The sequence below is a fragment of the Citrobacter sp. RHBSTW-00671 genome, assembly GCF_014103415.1.
Classification (GTDB): domain Bacteria; phylum Pseudomonadota; class Gammaproteobacteria; order Enterobacterales; family Enterobacteriaceae; genus Citrobacter.
The window spans coordinates 1,230,387-1,253,218 of sequence record NZ_JABXPR010000001.1 but is presented as its reverse complement, the minus strand read 5'-3'; the positions used below and the strand labels follow the sequence as shown (position 1 = coordinate 1,253,218).

Genomic DNA, 22,832 nt, shown 5'->3' with positions numbered 1-22,832 from the left:
CCAATACCAAAATAGTGGATAAGGGCAAATTGCCTGAGGGGGCTATAGGGCCTTGGGCAGCAAGGTTTTATAGTTGGATGGCATCAATTTAACGGTATAGAAACATCAACCCATACGATGACTGCCTACATTCAAGACATAAATTCTTGCTGTTACATAAGTATTAATGCTGATTGTCATCAATTTGATTATAATCTTGGCACTTTATGGATTACCGTATTAAATATCATTTTTTCCCTATAGTGATGATTTATGCCTAGCTCCCCTTCTAAGCGGCTTGAGGACTTGAGTGTGGCCCAGCGAGAGCGGCTGGCCTACATCGATTTTCGGCTCTACTTCTTCGGTGAGATCGGTCGCCCAGATCTGATTGAGCGCTTCGGCGTGGCTCCAGCAGGGGCGACACGCGATTTGGCTTTGTACCGGGAAATCGTGCCGCATAACATCACCTTCGATGGTAGCAACAAGATCTATCGCATCGGGCAGGCGTTTTCCCCGTTGTTCAAACACGTATCGCAGCGTGTTCTGTCTGCGCTAGCTTTCGGCTTTGGCGATGGCGTGAACGGCTCAATGCAGGCGCTGCTACCATGTGAATCCCCCGCAGCCCTGTGCATCCCCAAGATGGATGTGTTAGCAGCGATTTGCCGAGCCATCCACGCCAAGCGACCTGTCGCCATCCGCTACCACTCGATGAGCGGCGGCGAGTCCGAGCGGGTAATTGTGCCCTTTGCCTTGGTTGATACCGGCCTGCGCTGGCACGTCCGGGCCTTTGATCGCAAGAGTAGAGAGTTTCGGGATTTCGTCGTCACCCGCATCGAAGTACCAACATTGCTCGACGAGGAGCCACAGGACAACGAACGGCAGGATAACGACATCCAGTGGACGCGCATCGTCGAGCTCGATTTAGTGCCGCACCCGAGCGTTGAGCGGCCCGATATTATCAAGATGGACTACGGGATGACAGATGGTTCGATCAGAATGCGCGTTCGCGCTGCGGTGGTGGGCTATATGTTGCAGCGCTGGCGGGTAGACTGCTCACCCGATCATTGCCTTCGTGGACCGGAGTACCGGTTATGGCTCAAAGATCATCTCGCAATTTACGGCGTAAAAAATGCCTTACTGGCACCAGGCTATAGCGCCACTAAGAAGGCTGACTATTAATGGAACTGATCGACAATATCAACCGCCTGCTCGGAGACGACCTAAAGCAGACGCTCAAACCTGGTGCTCGCCTGAAGATCGCCGCTTCCTGCTTTTCGATGTACGCGTTCGAAGCGCTCAAAGCAGAGCTGGAAAAAATCGACGAGCTGCAATTCATCTTTACCTCGCCGACGTTTACCGCTAACGAGGTTACCGACAAGATTCGCAAGGAACGCAGAGAATTCCACATACCGAAGGCTGACCGCGAACGGAGCTTGTACGGGAGTGAGTTCGAAATTCAGTTGCGTAACAAACTGACCCAGCGCGCAATTGCAAAAGAGTGCGCGGACTGGATGCGGCGCAAGGCAACATTCAAGTCCAATCGCAGCAAGGCACCGATGCAGCAGTTTACTTGCATTCAGGCTGCTGCCGCAGATACTGCCTACATGCCACTGCACGGCTTTACCGCCGTCGATCTCGGCTACCAGCAGGGCAACGCTGTCTCCAACTTCGTCAACAAGATGGACGAGCCGACATTTACGGCGACCTACCTCAGTCTGTTTAACCAGATCTGGCAGGACCCCGAGAAGCTGGAGGATGTAACGGCGCAGATCTGCGATCAAATTGCATCCGTCTACCAGGAAAACTCGCCAGAGAGCATCTACTTCCTGATGCTCTACAATATCTTCAATGAGTTTCTGGACGACATCAACGAGGATGTCCTGCCGAACGACCGCACGGGCTATCAAGACACGCTCATCTGGAACAAACTCTTCAATTACCAGAAAGATGCTGCTACCGGGATCATCAACAAACTTGAAAGCTACAGCGGCTGCATCTTGGCCGACAGCGTGGGTTTGGGAAAGACTTTTACCGCGCTGGCCGTGGTAAAGTATTACGAACTGCGCAACAAGTCAGTTTTGGTTTTATGCCCTAAGAAGCTGGCGGACAACTGGCTGAACTACAGCCGCAACCTCAAGACCAACATATTTGCTCGCGACCGGTTCAACTACGACGTGCTTTGTCATACCGACCTCAGCCGTACGAGCGGTGAGTCGTTCGGCACACCGCTGAATCGTATCAACTGGGGCAACTACGACCTTGTCGTCATCGACGAGTCGCACAACTTCCGCAACAATGACGCCTATAAGGACAAGGAAACCCGCTACCAGAAGCTGATGAACAAGGTTATCAAGGAGGGAGTGAAAACCAAGGTATTGATGCTTTCGGCCACCCCGGTGAACAACCGCTTCAACGACCTGCGCAACCAACTGGCACTGGCCTACGAAGGCGACTCCGAAAACCTCAGCAAGAAGCTGCTCACCGGCAAGACGGTAGAGGACATTTTCCGTAGTGCACAGGCCAGCTTCAATGCGTGGGCAAAGCTTCCATCGGAAGAGCGCACAGCGCGGGCCATCCTGGATTCGTTGGATTTCGACTTCTTCGAATTGCTCGACAGCGTCACCATCGCACGTTCGCGCAAGCATATTCAGACCTTCTATGATACCAAGGAAATCGGCCAATTCCCTGAGCGCCGCAAACCCTTGTCGTTCCATAGCCCGCTCACGCAGCGAACGGATGTGATGAGCTTCAACGAAATTTTCGAGCAGCTGTCGTTACTCAAGCTCGCTGTTTACGCGCCGATCAGCTACATCCTGCCCAGTCGGCTCAAGAAGTACGAGGAAATGTATGACACTCAGGTTGCAGGGAAAGGCAAGCTTAAACAAGTCGACCGAGAAAAGAGCCTGCAGGCATTGATGACGACCAACCTGCTCAAGCGCCTGGAAAGCTCGATTGAGTCTTTCCGCTTGACGCTCAAGTCCCTGCGTGCGAACCACACGAATACACTAGGCAAGATCAGCACTTTCAATGAGACTGGCGGCCTCAGTGGCATTGACAGCAGAATCAATGACCTCACCGACCAGTTAGAAAACCTCGACGCGGACGACGACCTGCCAATCAATGGCGACAGTGAGATCGGAGGCAAGGTCAAAATCAGCCTCGCCGATATGGACTTGCCTTCTTGGGAGCACGAGCTGAAGGTCGATCTGGAAATCATTGATGCTTTGCTGACGTCGATGAACAAGATCACGGCTGCCGATGATGCCAAACTGCAGCATCTCAAGACACTGGTTCTGGAGAAGATCGCAGCACCTTTGAATCCCGGCAACAAGAAGGTGCTGATCTTCACCGCCTTCGCCGACACCGCTGACTATCTGTATGCCAATTTGGCTCAGGAATTGCTGGCTACACAGACCTTGCACAGTGCAAAAGTCACCGGCAAAGGGGCACCGAAGAGCACGCTCAAGAAGAGCTATGACTTCCAGGAACTGCTTACCCTCTTCTCGCCGCACTCGAAGGAGAAAGCCATCGTGCTGCCAAATGAGGAGGCAGAGATAGATGTGTTGATCGGCACCGATTGTATCTCTGAAGGTCAGAACCTGCAGGACTGCGACTACCTCATCAACTACGACATCCACTGGAATCCCGTGCGCATCATCCAGCGCTTCGGCCGTGTGGATCGCATCGGCTCACCCAACAGCAGCATCCAACTGGTTAACTACTGGCCAGACATCTCGCTCGACGAATACATCAACCTGAAGGAACGGGTTGAGAGCCGAATGATGATTGCCGATGTCACAGCCACCGGTGACGACAATGTGCTGAGCGCCCAAGCCAACGATGTGTCTTATCGCAAAGAGCAATTGCGACGTTTGCAAGAGGAAGTGATTGAGCTGGAAGACCTGAAAACCGGAGTGTCGATTACTGATCTCGGGCTCAATGACTTCCGAATGGACTTGCTCAACTATGTGAAGGTCAATGGCGAATTGAGCAACGTGCCAAGCGGGATGCACGCCGTAGTGCCTGCCAAGCCGGAGATGGGCCTACGCCCGGGTGTGATCTTCACGCTACGCAACCGGAATCCAAGCGTCAACGTCAGTCAGCACAACCGCCTGCACCCTTATTACCTCGTCTACATTAATCGCGAGGGGGAAGTCATTCACGATTACACCGAAGTCAAACGTTTGCTGGATCTGGTTCGCTCCTGCTGCAAGGGACAAGCCCAGCCTATTACAGATGCCTGTCTCCTGTTCAATAAGGAAACGGCCGATGGCCGCAAGATGCAGATGTATTCGGACCTGCTTGGCAAGGCCATCCGCTCAATGATCGAGGTGAAGGAAGAGAAGGATCTGGACAGCCTCTTCTGCGGCGGAAAGACCACCGCGTTGGTCAATACTATCGTCGGGCTAGACGACTTCGAACTGATTACCTTCCTCGTGATTCAGGAGGCCGGATGAGTCAGTCTGCGCGATTTGGGTCGAATACCGCGTTCATCTACTATCCGAAGCAGGCTGTCTTTGGTCGTACCCTGCCAAAGAATAAGATCTACGAACACAGCGGCGCCAATACAAGGCTGAAGGACTTGTTCGTCGAGCAAGTAGAGCAGATCGTCTGGCAATATAAGTTGGCCCCGGAAACGATCAATCTGCCCGCCAGGCCGGGAGTGCCTGAGCTTCAGATTTTCTCAATCCAGCTCAAGACATCGGAGCTGAATCTGGATGTTTTGCGTTGCATAGATGGCGCGGTGCAGTTTCCCATCATCTTCGAGCTGAGCTTTAATGGCCGAACAAAGGTGATCGCTGCATACAAACGACCGAATGAGTCAGACGCCAGCCGTTGGGTCATGAGTGACTACTTTACGACAGCCTGGTTGCCGAGTGACTATGAGCGCGCCGCCATGCCCTTAGCTCTCGACTTGGGCGGCTTGTATGAGCTTATGCTTCACCGCCTGATCCCCACCCCTGCGCGCCCACAAGAAAGTCTCGTGGACTTGGTCGCACGTGTCGAACTGATTGCAGCCAAGCAGCGTGAGGTTGAAAAAGCCGCCAGCAGACTTGCCAAAGAAAAACAATTCAACCGCAAGGTAGAGATCAACGCCAAACTGCGGATATTGAAAATTGAATTGGAAAAGCTCAAACATTGATAGATCACAACAGGTGTAAGGGAATAAAACTGAAATGAAAATTCAATCCGTTCGCATCAAGAACTTCCGTGCACTCAAAGACGTCACGATTCCCTTCGACTCCGTTACGACATTCATAGGGCCGAACGGCGCTGGCAAGTCGACTGTGCTACATGCACTCGATTGGTTCTTCAACGGCAAGCCCGGCTCATTGACAGAGAAAGACTGCTCTTTTGGAGAGGCTAATGAAGACATTGAGGTGCAAGTTACGTTCGCAGATCTCACCGAAAAGGATCGGGAGGCACTTGGTAGGTACACTCCAGAGGGCGCTGCCACATTCACGGCATGGAAGCGCCTTTCGTCTGATGGCACCGATGTGCTCTCTGCAAACGCAAAGGGATTCCCAGAGTTCAACGCAATCAAAACTGCAAATGGCGTAGCGGCGAAGAGGGAGCTTTATACCAATCTCAGAACTAGTCGCCCAGAGCTGGAGCTTCCTACAGCCACTACCGGTACAGCCATTGAGCAGGCAATGACTACTTGGGAAGCATCACATACAGAACTACTCGTAGACGCCCCCGAATCATTGCAGACAAACTTTTTCGGTTTCAACAGTGGCGGCAAGATGAGCGGCCTTTTCGATTTCGTGCTGGTGACTGCAGACCTTCGCGCAAGTGAAGAATCAATCGACGGAAAGTCGAGTATCATTGGACGCATTCTTGAGCGTTCGGTTGATCGTGCTTCAGCTGATGAAGAGATTGCTAAGATCGTCGAGGAATCACGAACACAACAGCAAAAGGTGTACGACGAGAAATTCAAAGCACAACTTGATGTCATGACGACTCAGCTTAACGCGGTTGTTGCATCCTATTCACCGGGTCGGGCAGTCACTGTTTCTCCGGCAGAGGTGGAGCTCAAAGCCCCCAAGACCACGTTCGAAGTAGCCGTGCTCGATGGCACAACCGAAACAGCGGTAGAGCGACAGGGGCATGGTTTTCAGCGGACGATTTTGATCTCGGCGCTCCAGCTCTTGGCACAGTCCGGCTCTGCATCAGCCGACGGGGTCATCTGCTTAGCAATCGAGGAGCCAGAACTCTTTCAGCACCCGATTCAGGCACAGGCGTTTGCAAAAGTGCTCCGCTCACTTGTCGAAGACCCCGACAAGTGTATCCAGGTGACGTATGCTACGCACAGCCCTTATTTCCTTGAGGCCCGCCATTTTGATCAAGTCAGGAGATTGACGCGATCATCTGGAGAGACTCCGACTGTGGCTATCCACTTTGCCTCCGTTGATGATGTGAAGACCAGACTGCACCAGATAGTGAACGCTGATGTTGTCGAACGTCAGTTAGATGGCATCGTTTCAGATCAACTGGCTGTAGCCCTCTTTGCCCATCGCGCTTTTCTTGTGGAGGGTACCACCGAGTCATCGGTGTTCCACGGTATAGGCGACAAAATGTCTCTTGGTGCGCTTGAAGCCGCTGGCATTTCCATTGTCCCAGTCGGAGGCAAGACGTCGATCCCTCTTGTCCATGCCATCCTGTCCGCACTCGGTATCCCGGTTTATGCGCTTTTCGATGCTGACAGAGCATGTGCGGCACGAGCAAAAGCCAAAGGAAAACAGCAAAACAAGATCGATGAAGAACTTGCAAAAAACGCCCGAGAAAACCGGACAACTCTGAAATACTTCGGCATTGCTGAAGCGGATTTTCCGGAGGCTGTCGTCGGCGACACAGTCGCCATTTTTGAAGACCATCTGGAATCATTTCTCATAGCCAACTGGCCTGAGTGGCTAGCCGCCTGCAGTGAAATCGAGGTTGCCACAGGTATCCGTCTCTCGAAGAATCAACTCGCATACCGCACGGCGACACTCAAATCCGCAGGGGCGGTGCCAGAGATGCTCCAGCAAATTTTGGCCAAGGTTGAAGGAAAATGACTATGCATGAAATCATCTGCCCCCATTGCGGCAAGGCTTTCAAGATTGATGAAGCTGGTTACGCAGACATTCTTAAACAGGTTCGCGATGCTGACTTTGAGAAGCAGCTACATGAACGCCTTGAGCTGGCCGAAAGGGACAAGCAAAACGCGGTCGAGCTGGCTCAAGCCAAGGTTACCAGCGAATTGCAGAAGGCTGCTTCTGCAAAGGATGCCGAAATCCAGGCATTAAAGGCTAGGCTGGATGCAGGAGAGGTGGCGCAAAAGCTTGCTGTCAGTGAGGCGCTGAGCGCGGTAGAAAAAGATCGCGATGCGCTGGCGAACGCGCTGGAAAAAGCAAAGCAAGAGAATGAAACTAAAGCTCAACTGGCCGAGGCGAAGCGATTAAGTGAGCTACAGCAAGCCGAGGCCACCAAGGATGCGGAGATTCAGCGTCTGCAGGCCAAGCTTGCAGCGGGCGAAGTGGCGCAAAAGCTCGCGCTCACCGAAGCGGTGAGCGTGGTGGCGAAGGAGCGTGACGAACTCAAGAGCGGACTAGATCGAGCTGCGCTGGAAAAGCAACTTGCCGAGACTGCGCTCAAGGATAAATACGAAACACAGCTCAAGGATCGCGATGGTGAGATCGTACGTCTGCGGGACATGAAGGCACGGCTGTCGACCAAGATGATTGGGGAAACCCTGGAGCAGCATTGCGAGATTGAGTTTAACCGTCTCCGGGCGACCGCATTCCCAAAGGCCTACTTCGAAAAAGACAACGACGTGCGCACCGGCAGCAAGGGCGACTACATCTTCCGGGACATGGATGATACAGGCACCGAGATCGTCTCGATCATGTTCGAGATGAAGAACGAAGGTGACGAAACAGCCACCAAGAAGAAAAACGAAGACTTCTTCAAGGAGCTCGACAAGGACCGCACCGAAAAAGGTTGCGAATACGCCGTGCTAGTATCCCTGCTGGAGCCCGACAGTGAGCTTTACAACGCTGGGATCGTTGACGTGTTTCACCGCTACCCGAAGATGTACGTCGTCCGGCCGCAGTTCTTCATCCCCATCATCACGCTGCTACGCAATGCGGCGATGAAGTCACTTCAATACAAGTCCGAGTTGGCGCTGGTGAAGGCGCAGAACATCGACATCACCCAATTTGAAACCCAGCTCGATGACTTCAAGACCGCATTCGGTCGCAACTGGCGTTTGGCTTCAGATGGGTTTGAAGAAGCGGTCAAGCGCATCGACGAAGCCATCAAGGACCTTGAAAAGACCAAAGAAGCCCTGCACAAGTCCGCCAACAATCTACGGCTTGCCAACGATAAAGCCGAAGACCTGACGGTCAAGCGACTCACGCGCGGCAACCCAACGATGGCTGCCAAATTTGCCGAGCTCAAACACCAAAACAATTCTGACGCCGAATAAAACCAGCCCAGAAAGAATTAGGACGCCGCGCAACAGTGCGACGTCCAGAGGAAAAGAACATGGAAAAGCTAAAAATGCATTCACCAAATCTCACGCAGGACAACATCGCCCGCATTCACGATCTGTTTCCTGGCTGCGTCACCGAAGCCAAGGGCGAGGACGGCACCGTGAAGTTGGCGGTAGATTTTGACCAATTACGGCAGGAACTGGCCGATTCGATTGTCGAGGGACCACAGGAACGCTATCACCTGAACTGGCCGGGTAAGCGCGAAGCCTTGCTTGCGGCTAACGCGCCGATTGCCAAGACGCTACGCCCCAGTTGCGAAGAAAGCGTGGACTTCGATAGGACGAAGAACCTGTTCATCGAGGGCGACAACCTCGATGCGCTGAAGCTTCTGCAGGAGACCTACCTCGGCAAGGTCAAGATGATTTACATCGACCCGCCGTACAACACGGGTAATGATTTCATCTATGACGATGATTTTGCCGTGGATACGGGGAAATTTTTGCTTCAGTCTAATCAAGTCGATGACTCAGGAAACCGATTGGTAGCAAACACCGCATCCAATGGCCGATTCCATTCAGATTGGCTTAGCATGATGTACTCTCGTTTGCGACTTGCTCGCAATCTCCTTGCGGATACCGGCCTAATTTTTATCAGCATTGATGAGAATGAGCTGTCCAATCTGAAAGAGGTTTGTGACGAAATATTTGGTGCAGAAAACTGTAGAGGGGTCGTTTCTCGTCCTACAGGAACTCCGAGTGGACAGGGATATAACATACTCGTTAACGAAATCGACTATATCCTCGTGTACGCGAAGTCGTCGGAGAGCGCGATTCTGGGTCTCCCATTCTCAAGCGAAGATGAAAAAATTTATGACCAAGAAGATGACGGTGGAAAATACCTAAACAGAACTCTTCGAAAAACCGGTGGTGAAGATCGCAGAGAAGATCGACCAACCATGCACTTCGGAATCAAAGCTCCTGATGGGACAGTCGTTTTTCCTATTGGGCCTACTGGTTATGAGAGTAGGTGGCGCTGTGGTGAAGACTCATACTGGGACTTAGTTAAGCAAAACAGGATCGAGTGGAAGCAAAGCAGTGAAGGCTGGAAACCCTATCAGAAGTTCTATCTCGAGGGACGGCTCAAGCAACCGTCTAATCTTTGGGAAGGAATTGAGGGCAACAAAAAGGCAAGTCTCACCATTAAGGGGCTATTCGGAAAAAAAGTATTCGATACCCCTAAGCCGGTAGAGTTAATTGAACGCTGCTTGAAAATAGCCACTGGAAAATCCGACCTGATTCTTGATTTTTTTGCTGGTTCGTCCACGACTGCTCATGCCGTGATGAAGCTTAATGCAGAAGATGGTGGCAATCGTCATTTCATCATGGTTCAGGTACCTGAACCATGCGACGAGAGTTCAGAAGCATTCAAAGCTGGATACAAGACGATCGCCGAAATCAGCAAAGAGAGGATTCGCCGTGCTGGCCGGCAAATCAATGAAGGCAAACGCCACGATGTTGGCTTCCGTGTCCTTAAGATCGACGCATCCAATATGGCCGATGTTTACTACACGCCTGACTCTCTCGACAAATCTAAGTTTGATCTGTTCGTCGACAACATCAAGCCTGACCGCACACCTGAGGACCTGCTGTTCCAGGTAATGCTGGATTGGGGTGTCGATCTGGCGTTGCCCATTGCCAAGCAGTCCATTCAAGGTAAGGACGTGTTCTTTGTCGATGGGAATGTGCTTGCCGCCTGCTTCGACGCCAGTGGCAGCATTGACGAAGCCTTTGTGAAGGAACTGGCCAAGCGTCAGCCACTGCGTGTGGTGTTCCGCGACGCGGGCTACAAGAACAGCGCGGTCAAGATCAACGTTGAGCAGATTTTCAAGCTCTTGTCGCCCGTCACCGAAGTGAAATGTATCTGAGGGGCGTGCGATGAAGCTTAAATTCAAACATCAGCCCTATCAGGCTGCCGCCGTGCAGGCGGTCGTAGATATTTTTCAGGGGCAGCCACCGGCCACTAATGCAGCCATGAGCTATCGCCTTGACCCTGGTAATACCAAAAATGGCATGGGTGATCTGTTTGCGCTAGATACCGGTTTTAAAAATGCTGAGCTAACCCTCAGTGAGGATACCTTACGGGAGAACATTCAACTGGCCCAGCGTCAGCAAAACCTGCCGTTGTCGAAGGACTTGGTTAAGACTAAGGTCGCCAAGTTAAATCTTGATATCGAGATGGAAACAGGTACGGGCAAGACCTACTGCTACATCAAAACAATCTTCGAGCTGAACAAACAGTACGGCTGGAGCAAGTTCGTCATAGTGGTACCGAGCATTGCTATCCGCGAAGGCGTGGTCAAGTCGTTGGAAATCACGGCTGAGCACTTTCAGGAGACCTACCACAAGAAGGCGCGCTTCTTTATTTACAACTCTAAGCAGCTACACCATCTTGAGAGTTTTTCTTCCGATGCTGGTATCAATGTCATGGTGATCAACGTACAAGCGTTTAATGCCACCGGCAAAGATAATCGCCGCATCTACGAAGCGCTCGATGATTTTCAGTCACGTCGCCCGATCGATGTGATCAGCGCAAACCGCCCCATCTTGATCCTCGATGAGCCACAGCGGATGGAGGGGAGCAAGACGCTGGATTCCCTCGCAAATTTCAAACCGCTGATGGTGTTGCGCTATTCCGCTACCCACAAGACCACACACAACAAGATCCACCGCCTGGATGCGCTTGATGCCTACAACCAGAAGCTGGTGAAGAAGATTGAGGTGCGCGGGATCTCGGTGAAGGGACTGGCGGGAACCAATGCCTATTTCTATTTACAAGCCATCGAAATCTCAAATAAAAAACCACCAGTCGCGGTTGTGGAGTTCGAACAGAAACTCAGCGGTGGCAACATCAAGCGCGTCACCCGCAAGCTGGGCAAAGGTGACAATCTGTTTGTGCTATCGAACGAGCTGGATCAATACCGCGATGGGTTTGTGGTATCGGACATAAATGCCAATACGGACACCTTGAGCTTTACCAATGGCGTAGAGCTGACGGTGGGTGATGCGACTGGTGATATTTCCGAGATAGCGCTGCGCCGTATTCAGATCCGTGAGACGATCAAGGCGCACTTTGACAAGGAGATGGAACTCTTCGATAAAGGGGTGAAGGTCCTCTCGTTGTTCTTTATCGACGAAGTAGCCCGATACCGGGACTATTCTGCTGCCGATGAAAAAGGCGAGTACGCAAAAATCTTTGAAGAGGAGTACGCTAAGCACCTTCAAGAAGCCTTTGATAATGGGTTTATGGAGGGGGATGCCCCTTATGCTAAATATCTACGCCGCATTGCGGCCGATAAGACACACAGCGGCTACTTTTCCATCGACAAGAAGAGCAAGCGCCTCACTGATCCCAAGACCGCTGCGCGCGGTGAAAATGCTGGCTTGTCTGATGACGTAGATGCTTATGATCTGATCCTCAAAGACAAGGAACGGCTATTATCACTCGCTGAGCCGGTGCGTTTTATATTCTCACACTCGGCCTTGCGTGAGGGTTGGGATAACCCGAACGTGTTTGTTATCTGCACGCTCAAGCATAGTGATAACACCATTTCACGTCGCCAGGAGGTCGGGCGTGGCCTGCGTTTGTCCGTTAATCAGAATGGTGATCGCATGGATCACCCGTCCATTGTTCATGACATTAACGTACTGACAGTTGTGGCCAGCGAAAGTTACAAGGACTTCGTAACAGCCTTGCAGAAGGACATTAGCGAGTCCTTGTCAGCTCGTCCTCGTGTGGCGGACAAGGCCTACTTCACGGGCAAGATGCTGAACACGAAGGAAGGCTCAATTACGGTATCAGAGGACCAGGCCACGGACATCGAGTTTTATCTGATCCAGAACGGCTACGTCGATAAGAAACGCAATATCACGGAGAAGTACCATCAAGCTAAGAAAGACGGCACGCTGGAGGCATTGCCGGATGAACTGCAACCCTATGCAGAGCAGATATTTCAGCTGATTGATAGCGTATTCAGCGAAAGCCAACTCATGCAGATAGACGATGGTCGCAAGCCCAAAAGACTGCAGACCAACGCCAACTTTGAAAAACAGGAATTTAAGGCGCTGTGGGGGCGAATCAATCGCAAGGCTACTTACAACGTGTTGTTTGATGATGTTGAGCTAGTGAACAATGCGATCAAGGCGCTCAATGACAAGAATGCTGGGTTGCGAGTGACGCCGTTGCAATACACCATTCACCGTGGCGAGCAGGCTGATACGGCAACTTACGATGACCTCAAAAAGGGTAATGCCTTCGAGTTGAAAGTTACCGAAACAGAATCGCACAACGTCTCCATCCACTCCGCTGTGCAGTACGATCTGATTGGCAAGTTAGCAGAGGGGACTTTGCTTACAAGACGCACCGTTGCCGAAATTCTTAAAGGCCTTAATGCTGATATCTTCGCACAATTCAAGAGTAACCCAGAAAGCTTCATTGCCGAAGCCATTCGCTTGGTCAACGAACAAAAGGCCAATGTCATTATCGAGCATTTGGCCTATGACACGCTAGAAGACAAGTTTGATTTGGACATCTTTACCACGGGTCAGAGCAAACAGGATCTCAGTAAGGCTGGGAATAAATTGCAAAATCACATCTATGATTACGTGCTTACCGACTCTGCGATTGAGCGCAAGTTCGTTGAAGAGTTGGATACTAGCAAGGATGTGGTGGTATATGCCAAGTTGCCACGTGGTTTTCTGATCCCAACCCCTGTCGGCGATTACAACCCCGACTGGGCCATTTCCTTTAAAGAAGGCTCGGTCAAGCATGTGTATTTCGTTGCTGAGACCAAGGGCTCGATGTCATCACTGGATTTACGGCCTATTGAAGCCACCAAGATTAAATGTGCCCGTAAATTCTTCGATGAGATCAACAAGAAGTTTGATCCAGAAAACGTGAAGTATGACGTAGTGGATAGCTTCGGTAAGCTGATGGAAGTGGTCAAGTAAGACACTAAGGATTGGCCATGTGGTGGTGAGTTTATGGTGTACACAAATTGCCACCTATGCACATGGCCACATCTGAGCTTTCGTCCGGCATCTATTATTTGCGTCTGTATCACGGCGTTATTTCTCATCTGGGAACGGCCGAGTAATGCTTTGAGGTAAGATACTTTAGCTGCGATTAACTTATCTGTGCGCGTGATGCAGCAGACCGAATCAGTGTCTGAGGAACATGTAGTCATCGGCAATATTCGCATGACGATAAAGGGCGGCTTAACGTTTATCTTCGGACTTGAATCCGACTACAACAAAAAGGAAATGAGCTAATGACACTCAGGGATATGCGAAAAACTCGTCAGGGAACCAGCCAGAATATCCAACTCCAACCGGCAGATGCGATTGTTGAGCAGGCAATGTAGCCATGGGAACTGTATCCTATCAGGTAAAAAAAACGAGGATGCTGCTAGAACAGCGCCTCGCTATTCCGTCATACCAGCGCCCCTACAAATGGCAACAAAAACACGTCAATCAACTAATTGATGATGTGTTAACCCACCAAAATAAACAGAGCTACCGCCTTGGGACTGTGGTGTTGCACCGGGATAAGTTAAAACCTGCTTATGAAGGTGAACTCGATATCGTTGATGGTCAGCAGCGCCTTCTGACCTTAACCTTGCTTTGCTCAGTGCTCGATCAGAGTGATGAGTTTTCAACGCCCCTGTTGGAACAATCTTTTGCTTCAAGGGTTAGCATCAATAACCTTGAGCACAATGCCAAAGTCATTGAGAACCGCCTCGTGGGACTAAATGATAACGAGCGCAAATCACTACTTCACTTCGTGTGTAACAAGTGTGAACTGATCGAAGTGACGCTCGATGATTTGAGCGAAGCCTTTCAGTTTTTCGACTCGCAAAACGCCAGGGGTAAGGCCCTCGCGCCCCATGACTTACTAAAGGCATACCATTTGCGCGAAATGATGGATGCTACAGAGCAAGCGGAACGACTACACCACGTTAGCCTGTGGGAGCAAGGAGTCAGTCCGGATGATGAATCCGCTAACCTTCACCTCATTATGGGCGAGTATTTGTTCCGCCTGCGCCGATGGCTGGATGGCGATTATGGCGTGCAGTTCAGCCGCCACAATCTTGAGGTGTTCAAAGGCGTCAACCTCTCCACTTCTGATTACCACTATCTGCAGTCTCTGCTCGCCCTGGATTTTGCGGTTGAGCACTACAATAATGACCCTATCAGGAAGTGGGACAAGCAGAATAAACCTTTTCCGTTCCAGGTTAATCAGTTAATAATTAACGGAAAGCGCTTTTTTGAGTATATCCAGCACTACAAATCCCTGCATCACACCCTATTTGAAGGTGACAACGCGCTGCTTGGCAATTTCTTAAAAAAACATACCAGTTACGCTGGCAGTTCACGCAAAGGGGATATGTATATTAAAAATCTCTTTATGTGTGCAGTGATGGCCTATTACGATAAGTTTGGCGACAAAGAATTAATTAAAGCCGCAACAATCTGTTTTTGTTGGAGTTACTACTTGCGCTTGCAATATCAAAAAATCGGTATGGACAGTGTTGATGGTTATGCGCGTGAGCCCCGAGGACTATTGAGATTGCTCGATAAAGCGATCCACCCACAACAAGTCCTACGCTTTCAGCCAAAGCGTTGTATAAACATTCGTTTTCAAAATGCCAAACCCGTAGAATATTCAATCGCTCAGATGCTGGGAGATGTAGATGCCGACGAGTAATGATTTAGCCTTGCTGACCATCGAACAGTTATTTAGCGCTAATAGCCATTATGTTATCCCTATTTATCAGCGTAACTACGCCTGGGGCGCGCCGGAGATTGAACAGCTTATTCGGGACATTGCAGATGCTGCTGAAGCCCTTAAAAATGCAGAGCAACAGGAAGACCCGAAATACTATCTGGGCAGCTTGGTGGTATATGTCAGAGATGGTGCTGATAGCGCACATCAAGGCGTAATAGTCTATGAAACGATTGATGGACAGCAAAGGTACACAACGCTGTCGATTTTGCTCGCATACTTAAAAAAAGTTGCTTGTTGCAGCGAACAAGATTTATCCCCGCTTCACCTTAATCTCGACTTTGACAGCCGTCCTAAATCAGCCCGAACGCTAAATAACCTGTTTCAACAGGCTCAGAGCAATGATCCTGAAGAACCCTCAATCCGAGCGGCGTTTACTATTATTGAACGCTACTTTGAGAAAGAGAATATCGACACCAACAACTTTTGCCGATATCTACTCCAGCGCGTCACTATTTTGCGGGTTCCGGTGCCAACAGAGACTGATCTCAACCACTACTTTGAGATCATGAATAACCGTGGTGAACAGCTAGAAAAACACGAAGTGTTGAAAGCGAATTTGATGTCAGTTTACAACGGTGATACTGCCGCAAGAAACGGCTTTTCTGCCATATGGGATGCCTGCGCTGATATGAACCGATATGTGCAATTGGGCTTTAGCCCAGAGACTCGCAAAGCATTATTTGGTGAACAGTGGCTAGGATTCCCTGCCGATTTTGATGCGATCAAATGTGCTATAGAAACTAATCCTGATACACACGAAAAGCCGACGCTACGGGAAATTATCGAAAGGCGACGCTTTCATCACACTGATGACAACGATGAAAAAGCAAAAGAGCAGCGTTTTGATTCGATTATCGATTTCTCCAACTTCCTACTGCATGTGCTAAAAGTGACAGTGGATAATGACGTGTCTTTGGACGATAAAAAGCTACTTCAGGCATTTGAAATCATAAAAAATGACCGAAAAAAAATCACCCAGTTTGCTTTTAACTTACTAAAGTTTAGGGGCTTGTTTGACCGCTATATCATTAAGCGAGATCAAGCTGAGAAGTGGAGTCTGCTGACGCTTGAATACTATGCCAGAGACAGGAATTCGAGCTTTAGCTATAACAACTCTTTCGATCAAGATGAACTGTCTGGTGTAAATAAACAACTAGCGATGATCTTGTCGATGTTCCATGTCTCCCACCCTGCCTATGTTTACAAGCGATGGCTCAATCGCTCGCTGGCCATTTTGAATACCCTGACTTCGGACCAACTTAATGTTGACGGAGCTGCTTACCTCAGAGAACTTGAACAACTCAGCCACGAGTTCCTGTCAGAGATTTGTGGTGAAACGGAACAATTCAATGTCGAAGCTCTGCATCGTGGTACCAGTGTGCAGAACTTTGTGTTCAATTTACTCGATTATCGTTTGTGGCGTGATCTTAATGCTGGCCAATCATTTGATGGTAAAGGGCTTAATAATCCCGAGATTAAGAAGCATTTTGACGGTTTCCAGTTTTCACCGAGCCGAACATCGGTTGAGCACTACTTTCCTCAAACAGATCCCTCTGGCGCAAACAAAATGGGGGATGATGTCCATCGTTTCGGTAACCTCTGCCTGATCTCACCAAGCAGTAACTCGAGACTTAGTAATTATTCACCAGCAGACAAGAAAAAATTCTACATCGAAACAGAACGAGCAGAGAGTCTAAAACAAGCCATCATGATGAGCTATAAGGAGTGGGGGCCGGATGGGCAAGGCATCAACAACATAGAAAGCCATGAACACGCAATGTTGACATTGCTCAAAGAGCATCGTGATATGACCTTACCAACCAGGAAATAATGCGTGAAACTGTGTTTTATAATATCAAGTGTGATTACAATCGCTGGCGGTGCCATAGTGCCGTAGTGCCGTAGTGCCGTAGTGCCGTAGTGCCGTTGGCAGTCTCAGCTCTGAACTATTTGAAAACTAAAACCTTGATTAAGGCTGCGCCCACCTTACGTTAGTTGGGACTGTATGTTATATAACCAAATTAGACGTCAGGGTTCCAATATTTGTGGAATCCTGAAAAGCTTGATACCTGCGACCGAGAATGGCTGTGAAGTATTTAGATCACTGGTGATGATGCAGTGATCCGATTGGACTGTGTCAAAACATCTCCTTAATTTTCGCAAAATTGTCACGGATGTCTAAATGGAGTCGAACGATTCAGGCGGAGTAGCCGCCAAGCACGGTTTCTTATTTCAGGACTGCGTAGCCGCTTACCATGTCACCCGAATGCTTCGTGACAAGACTATCCGCAGTGTGCGCTGCGAGGTCACAGACGATATCGACATTGACCTCTTCGTCATTGACGAGTTTTACAAGTTGGCGTTCCGGCAACTCAAAAGCGGGAAAGTTGATCATCAAGACGAGCGAGTTATCGAGCTTAACATTGCGTTGAGCAAACTGCTCAAGGTCTCCAGGCAGTTTTATCTGACTGGACCATTCGTTAACAGCATTCGCGGTCTCGAAAGACTTGGGTATCCGCATACTTTTGTTTCCACCGACTTCAACACGGTGGCACTAGATGTTCAGACGTTCGGCATCAAAGCGAGTGACGACGAAGCCAAGCTCAAAGCGCTGGCGAAAATCGCGCACGCGTGCGTCGGTGCAACAATCATCTATTGTAAGTCACCAACTGTTGCCGGTCGAGTGGCTCGCGAGCTGATCAGGCTCGGGCATGGCACTCTGACTGAGAGTCCTCATATTGACTGGGTCAGCCAAGAGTTCGATGCCGACTGGGATTACACGGTGGCACTCAGAAACGGTATCGGCTTGCATTTTGGCGCGCTGCCGAGAGCGCTGCAGCAATACACCGCTGACCAATTCAATGCAGGAAAACTGCGCTTCTTACTTTGTACCTCAACGATCATTGAAGGCGTCAACACTATCGCCAAAAACGTCGTGATCTACGATAACCGCGATGGACCTCGCAGCATTGACAAATTCACCCATGGGAACATCAAAGGGCGCGCCGGGCGCATGGGCGTTCACTTCGTCGGCAAAATCTTTTGCCTAGAGGAAATCCCGGAAGACAGCCTCAATCAAGAGGTGGAAATTCCGCTTGGTATTCAAGATATTGATACCCCAATTAGCCTCTTGGCCAGCGTTCAACCAGACCACTTGTCCGAGTTTTCACAGGATCGCTTTGATGAAGTCTTCATAAACGAGCGTGTTTCTATCGAACTTGTGAAAAAGCACTCATACTTCCGTGTCGAGCAACTCGAAGTGCTGCAAAGCATGTTCGAGATGATGGACGACACCGAATTTGCCTCGCTGGTGTTTCACTGGACTCCTGCAACAAACTTCCTCAAGACCTTTGCAAAGATAATTGCCAGACTGGTTCCCTCTACGTTCAGTCGCAATGGAGTCCCTGTTAATCCTACTGATGTCATGGTCGCCAAACTTGCCTGTTATTCAAACGCTGCAAGCTATTCGGAATATCTGAAAAACCAGATTGATCGCGCACGGCAGTGGGTGTCTGAAGAGGAAAAACGCTCTCTTTCCATCGCCATTAACAATGATTTGAAGCTCATCACCAATACTTTCGGTTACACCCTACCTAAGGTGCTCAGCTTAATGGAGGATGTAGTCAAATACCATGCATTGAAGCGAGGTATCCGCAGCAAAGTCGATTACACGCATGTCAAAATGACGTTCGAGAATTTTCATCTTCCGCCAGGTGTAAGTGCCTTGGAGGAGATTGGCATTCCCATTCAGACGTTACACCGGCTTGTAGATTTGCTGGAATTTTCCGACCAAGCTGATGTGGATGGGTTGTGCCAGTATCTTCGGGATACTCAGGACGTTTGGAGTCGAACGATTGGGTTTGTGGATCAGACGTTCATCAGGCGCGCGCTCGGTATTGAACAACATTGATTTAGGTGTGTTTGTGTTCCTTAGTCGGTATAAACCGTTGGTTGCTTTCCGCCCTGTTAATAATGGCTTTGACCGAATCTCAGCTCACCTCGCTTGCTATTGCGCTTCCCAATTGGCAGCTAAATGGAGTTTGAGGCTAATTAGAATACGCCGCATCACCCTGAAAAAACCGTGTGGCCGGGATCGGCCCCCTGAGCAAAAGACTAGTGAGCATATGATAAGTTTTCAGATTTTACGCAAAGCGGTTTCCAGGTTGATATTTCGCCTGCTGGCGGACAAACCTCTGCCCACGAAAACCCCCGGCGAAAAACTGCATATTCTTCTGCTTCGCTGGGACGCAAAATTGGGCGACTCCATCGTATCTTCTTTCTTTTTTCGCGAATCACGTAAGCTCAATGCCCGATTGACTGTACTTACGGTTAACGAGTTAGCTGAAATGCATACCAACACCTTCGGTGTGGATGACGTCATCGTTACGAATCCGCATCCAGGGCTTGGTGAACTACGCAGATTGGTGAACCAACTAAGTAATGTCGATGCCGTTGTTCATCTGGTTGGACGACTACAACCTGCCGAAATCGTTTTTATGCGGTTACTCCGCCCGGCGAGTATCTATTCCCTTGATGATTCACTGCGCTGTGTGAATCGTAAAATGGGTTTTGCTGCAAACACACTCAATATCGTGGAGCAGTACAAATATATTCTGCAGGATCTGGGCGCGAAAGTGATCGACACCCAGTACATTGTTCCGTTGCCTGCCGAGCTCCCGCCTGCGGCACTTTCCCCCCAAATACTTTTTAATCCTTATGCCAGCCGAAGAGACAAGGGGCTATCCCCTTCCCGTGCAACCGCAGCTCTACAAGCTATCACCGACGAGTTTCCCGGCCATTCCGTGGGAATTCTTTGCAGCCCTTCAACGCTGCACAGTGCACAGCATCTGGAAAACGCAGTTGCACGCGATAATGTGGCAGTCTTGCACGACGGGCTAACACCCGAAAAGGTTGCAGGCTATATTCGCCGCGCGCAGGCAGTTGTTAGTGTGGATACAGCCATTGTGCATATGGCTGTTGGCCTGAAAGCGAAGCTGGTGGCGATCTACCCGTTGATTGCAGGTCAACACAACCCATGGTTGCCGCCTCGCTCACCTTTTACACAAGTGATCTACAGCGAGCAACAGCCAGACACACTCCGTCGTACGGGCAAAAAAAATATGGATACTTTTTCGCTAACGTCATTAATGAACGCATTGCAGACTCTCTTAACACTGCCAGCAGAAGCGAAAAACAGCATGTCGCTTAACGCCAGAATCATCCCTGGGCTAGGGGTAGCGACGGGCACGCTGGCGCGACAACTGCCCTTAATCTGTGAAAAATTTCCTGAAGTTGCAGGCTGTTATGCCGGGACGATCAACCTTGAATTCAGCGTTCCTGTCGCAGTCGTGCGGCCCGATCACCGTACCGCACCGCTGGCTTGGACTCCCAGTGGACGCACCACCGAGATATTCGATCTACTGCGCATTGAACTTGAATTCAGCCATTTAACTGAACGCATCCCCGCATGGCTGTATATTGCCCACAGCTCGCCACACCGCCGGACGCCGACCATTCACGAAGTAATCGCGCCGCGCATTAACCTCAATGGCGCCACGCACTGTCGACTCCACTTACCCGCTGAAGCTATCGTACTGGGCGAACGCGGTACTCAGGCAACGGAAGCTATCAATTTGTCACTTTCATCAACCCAGTAATCCGTATTCGCCTCAATATGCAAAAACAGTTTTGCCAGCAGCGAGCCACCCGCCAGAAATTCAGCCACGGTTTCTCTCCGGGCTTCGGTACGCCGGAAATAGGTGTTGTAAAGTTTGAGAATGGCCACGTCGTTAATCAAAAATGCCCCGACGGCAATATCGGTGCGACGCATCACCTCGCAACCAGCAAAGTTGTAAAGCGGACGATATCCGGGATCGATGACCTCCCCGCCAATCGGGATGACAGCATCGGCAGCCTGGGCAATGTTATTTTTGATTCTCCCAGGATTACCCCAAGCGTGATTCTCGCTCTCAAGCCCTATAGCTAAGGCTTGCGCAAGTATGGGGTTTCCCGGCAGGGACGCGAAAATACACTCGCTATGCCAGTGCAATTTATGGCTCAGCCCTGTCGGAAATAACTCAACACTCGGATCTCTAAACAGCAACGTATCCGCATCCAACCATGCCCCGCCCCAGCGATGTACAAACGCCATGCGAATGAAATCGCTCTTCGCCACAATAGCTTCAATGCCGTTCGCCAGCGTAAAGCTCAGCGGTTCAAAAGCCCAAGCTTTATTCATGATGTCAGCATCGATGTGCTCGCTTACCGATCGCGACGTAAGCAGAAGAAAACGATCGCCCAGAGCTCTGCGCATAGAAACCAGTGCCAGGGCAACATAAGCCGGCATGGTCTGACCCGGTGCGTTTTCCCAGTAACTAACGTAATGGGTAGTGTCGGACATCATTTCACCAGCACCTTACCTTTCGCACACAACAGCCCATTTTGCATCAGATATGTTCTGAGCATCACTAGTGATGGCGCGCATGCAGGTTGAGCCAAAAACTCATTATTTAACGCTGACTTATACAGATTAAGCCAGGTCAGCACCGGCACATTTGGCAGGAAAGCCGGTAAACTATCCCGGTTGTCTTCGCCAAATAACAGACGCAACGCACGCAGAATGGGCTGATAGCCCGGAGCAGAGAGCAGTTGCGCGACGTTTTCATCCAAATGCTGCTTTACGCTCACGCTGTTCAGCCGATCCTCCACCGACGCATCAGTTAATGCCACCCGGGGATCTAGCGCCACTGGGTAAATGGCACGAAATGACCGGGCGCCGTTACACAGCGATTCATACAACACTTTGTCCGCCGTTGCCCCAGTCACCAGCACGTCATCTCCAAAAATGACATGCACGCCGCTCCAGCGGTAAAAATTCTCCGCTGGAATCACATGATCCTGCACAAGATTGACCCGATCGCGCTCGGCCTGACTAAGGCTAGCGTAATTTTCACACGGCGGCGCAATCCTGGGCAGTTTAACGTTGATAATGGTGGGCAATCCTTTATGCGCCAACGTGAGATTAATTTCCTCAACCACGATATCGTAGAGCACATTGGCCGTGGAAGGCACATTACGCCAGCCCGTAGTCATCATAACAACACTCTCTCCCTCCTCTTTGGCCTGGCAAAACAACCCTGACCATGAAGAAGAGGTGTCATCCAGTTCTGCGGCAAGATAGTCGATAACGCACCGTGCCAGATAGCGTATCTCGCTCACTCCGCCATATTTCGCACGGCTATAAATGCCCGCCAATGTTGTAGCGTCAGCACCGGTGCGCATATCGCAAAATGATCCAGTCGCATTCGGCGTCAGATAATGCAGCGCCTTACCACCAAAAATAGCGACGTAATCGGACATGTCGATCAAACCGCGCGCCAGCAAATCGGTCGCGAACGCGCGAAAACCGGATTTAACATCCTGCGCATTGATCTGTGCACTGGCCTGGCGAAACATTGCCAACTGGGTTGCGAGCGGTTCGTTGTGCAACGTGTTCCACGCAAGTGAATGCGGAGTTTTTAGTCCATTCATGGT

The 22,832-nt window shown here is 50.3% G+C and carries 13 protein-coding genes; 11 read left to right on the top strand and 2 right to left on the bottom strand.

Annotation, left to right across the window (positions count from 1 at the left end; translation table 11 throughout):
• The first annotated feature begins 291 nt into the window (after window positions 1–291).
• The 11 genes from HV261_RS06000 to HV261_RS05950 all read left to right on the top strand — a co-directional run bounded on the left by HV261_RS06000 (window position 292) and on the right by HV261_RS05950 (window position 20,956).
• A complete protein-coding gene (locus tag HV261_RS06000) occupies window positions 292–1,158 on the top strand; it encodes a helix-turn-helix transcriptional regulator (RefSeq protein ID WP_472974272.1) in 867 nt (288 codons plus the stop codon).
• Window positions 1,158–4,436 carry a helicase-related protein gene (locus HV261_RS05995; RefSeq protein ID WP_202037715.1) on the top strand — a complete coding sequence of 1,093 codons (3,279 nt, stop codon included), beginning with the start codon at window positions 1,158–1,160 and terminating at the stop codon, window positions 4,434–4,436. Before HV261_RS06000 ends, HV261_RS05995 begins: the two co-directional genes overlap by 1 nt.
• Window positions 4,433–5,122 carry a DUF4391 domain-containing protein gene (locus tag HV261_RS05990; RefSeq protein WP_202037714.1) on the top strand — a complete coding sequence of 230 codons (690 nt, stop codon included), beginning with the start codon at window positions 4,433–4,435 and terminating at the stop codon, window positions 5,120–5,122. The genes HV261_RS05995 and HV261_RS05990 overlap by 4 nt, the downstream gene beginning before the upstream one ends.
• A gap of 34 nt (window positions 5,123–5,156) precedes the next feature.
• Entirely contained in the window at window positions 5,157–7,037 is a 1,881-nt protein-coding gene (locus HV261_RS05985; RefSeq protein ID WP_059444743.1) for an ATP-dependent nuclease, read from the top strand.
• Between the two features lie 2 nt (window positions 7,038–7,039).
• Window positions 7,040–8,449 carry a DUF2130 domain-containing protein gene (locus tag HV261_RS05980; protein WP_049015593.1) on the top strand — a complete coding sequence of 470 codons (1,410 nt, stop codon included), beginning with the start codon at window positions 7,040–7,042 and terminating at the stop codon, window positions 8,447–8,449.
• A 59-nt stretch (window positions 8,450–8,508) separates the two neighbouring features.
• Window positions 8,509–10,380 (top strand): site-specific DNA-methyltransferase, encoded by a 1,872-nt coding sequence (locus tag HV261_RS05975; protein WP_059444742.1) that lies wholly within the window; start codon window positions 8,509–8,511, stop codon window positions 10,378–10,380.
• Between the two features lie 10 nt (window positions 10,381–10,390).
• Window positions 10,391–13,462 carry a type III restriction-modification system endonuclease gene (locus tag HV261_RS05970; RefSeq protein ID WP_115190170.1) on the top strand — a complete coding sequence of 1,024 codons (3,072 nt, stop codon included), beginning with the start codon at window positions 10,391–10,393 and terminating at the stop codon, window positions 13,460–13,462.
• 415 nt (window positions 13,463–13,877) lie between these two features.
• Window positions 13,878–15,218, top strand: a complete 1,341-nt coding sequence (locus HV261_RS05965) for a DUF262 domain-containing protein (protein ID WP_049015590.1) — start codon at window positions 13,878–13,880, stop codon at window positions 15,216–15,218.
• Window positions 15,205–17,130, top strand: coding sequence for a GmrSD restriction endonuclease domain-containing protein (locus tag HV261_RS05960; protein ID WP_048218646.1), 1,926 nt, complete (start codon window positions 15,205–15,207; stop codon window positions 17,128–17,130). The genes HV261_RS05965 and HV261_RS05960 overlap by 14 nt, the downstream gene beginning before the upstream one ends.
• Window positions 17,131–17,481: 351 nt before the next feature.
• The gene (locus tag HV261_RS05955) at window positions 17,482–19,209 is read left to right on the top strand and encodes a dsDNA nuclease domain-containing protein (protein ID WP_202037713.1); all 1,728 of its coding nucleotides are present in this window, start codon (window positions 17,482–17,484) and stop codon (window positions 19,207–19,209) included.
• 214 nt (window positions 19,210–19,423) lie between these two features.
• On the top strand, window positions 19,424–20,956 hold the full coding sequence (locus HV261_RS05950; RefSeq protein WP_059444738.1) for a glycosyltransferase family 9 protein: 1,533 nt from the start codon (window positions 19,424–19,426) through the stop codon (window positions 20,954–20,956).
• On the opposite strand, the gene HV261_RS05945 is transcribed toward HV261_RS05950, so the two are convergent.
• Both HV261_RS05945 and opnC read right to left on the bottom strand, forming a co-directional pair.
• A complete protein-coding gene (locus HV261_RS05945; protein ID WP_048218650.1) occupies window positions 20,911–21,702 on the bottom strand; it encodes a glycosyltransferase family 32 protein in 792 nt (263 codons plus the stop codon). The two genes, HV261_RS05950 and HV261_RS05945, sit on opposite strands and share 46 nt — an antisense overlap.
• The gene (gene opnC / locus HV261_RS05940) at window positions 21,699–22,829 is read right to left on the bottom strand and encodes an Ophion anti-phage protein OpnC (protein WP_043082419.1); all 1,131 of its coding nucleotides are present in this window, start codon (window positions 22,827–22,829) and stop codon (window positions 21,699–21,701) included. The genes HV261_RS05945 and opnC overlap by 4 nt, the downstream gene beginning before the upstream one ends.
• Window positions 22,830–22,832 lie beyond the last annotated feature (3 nt).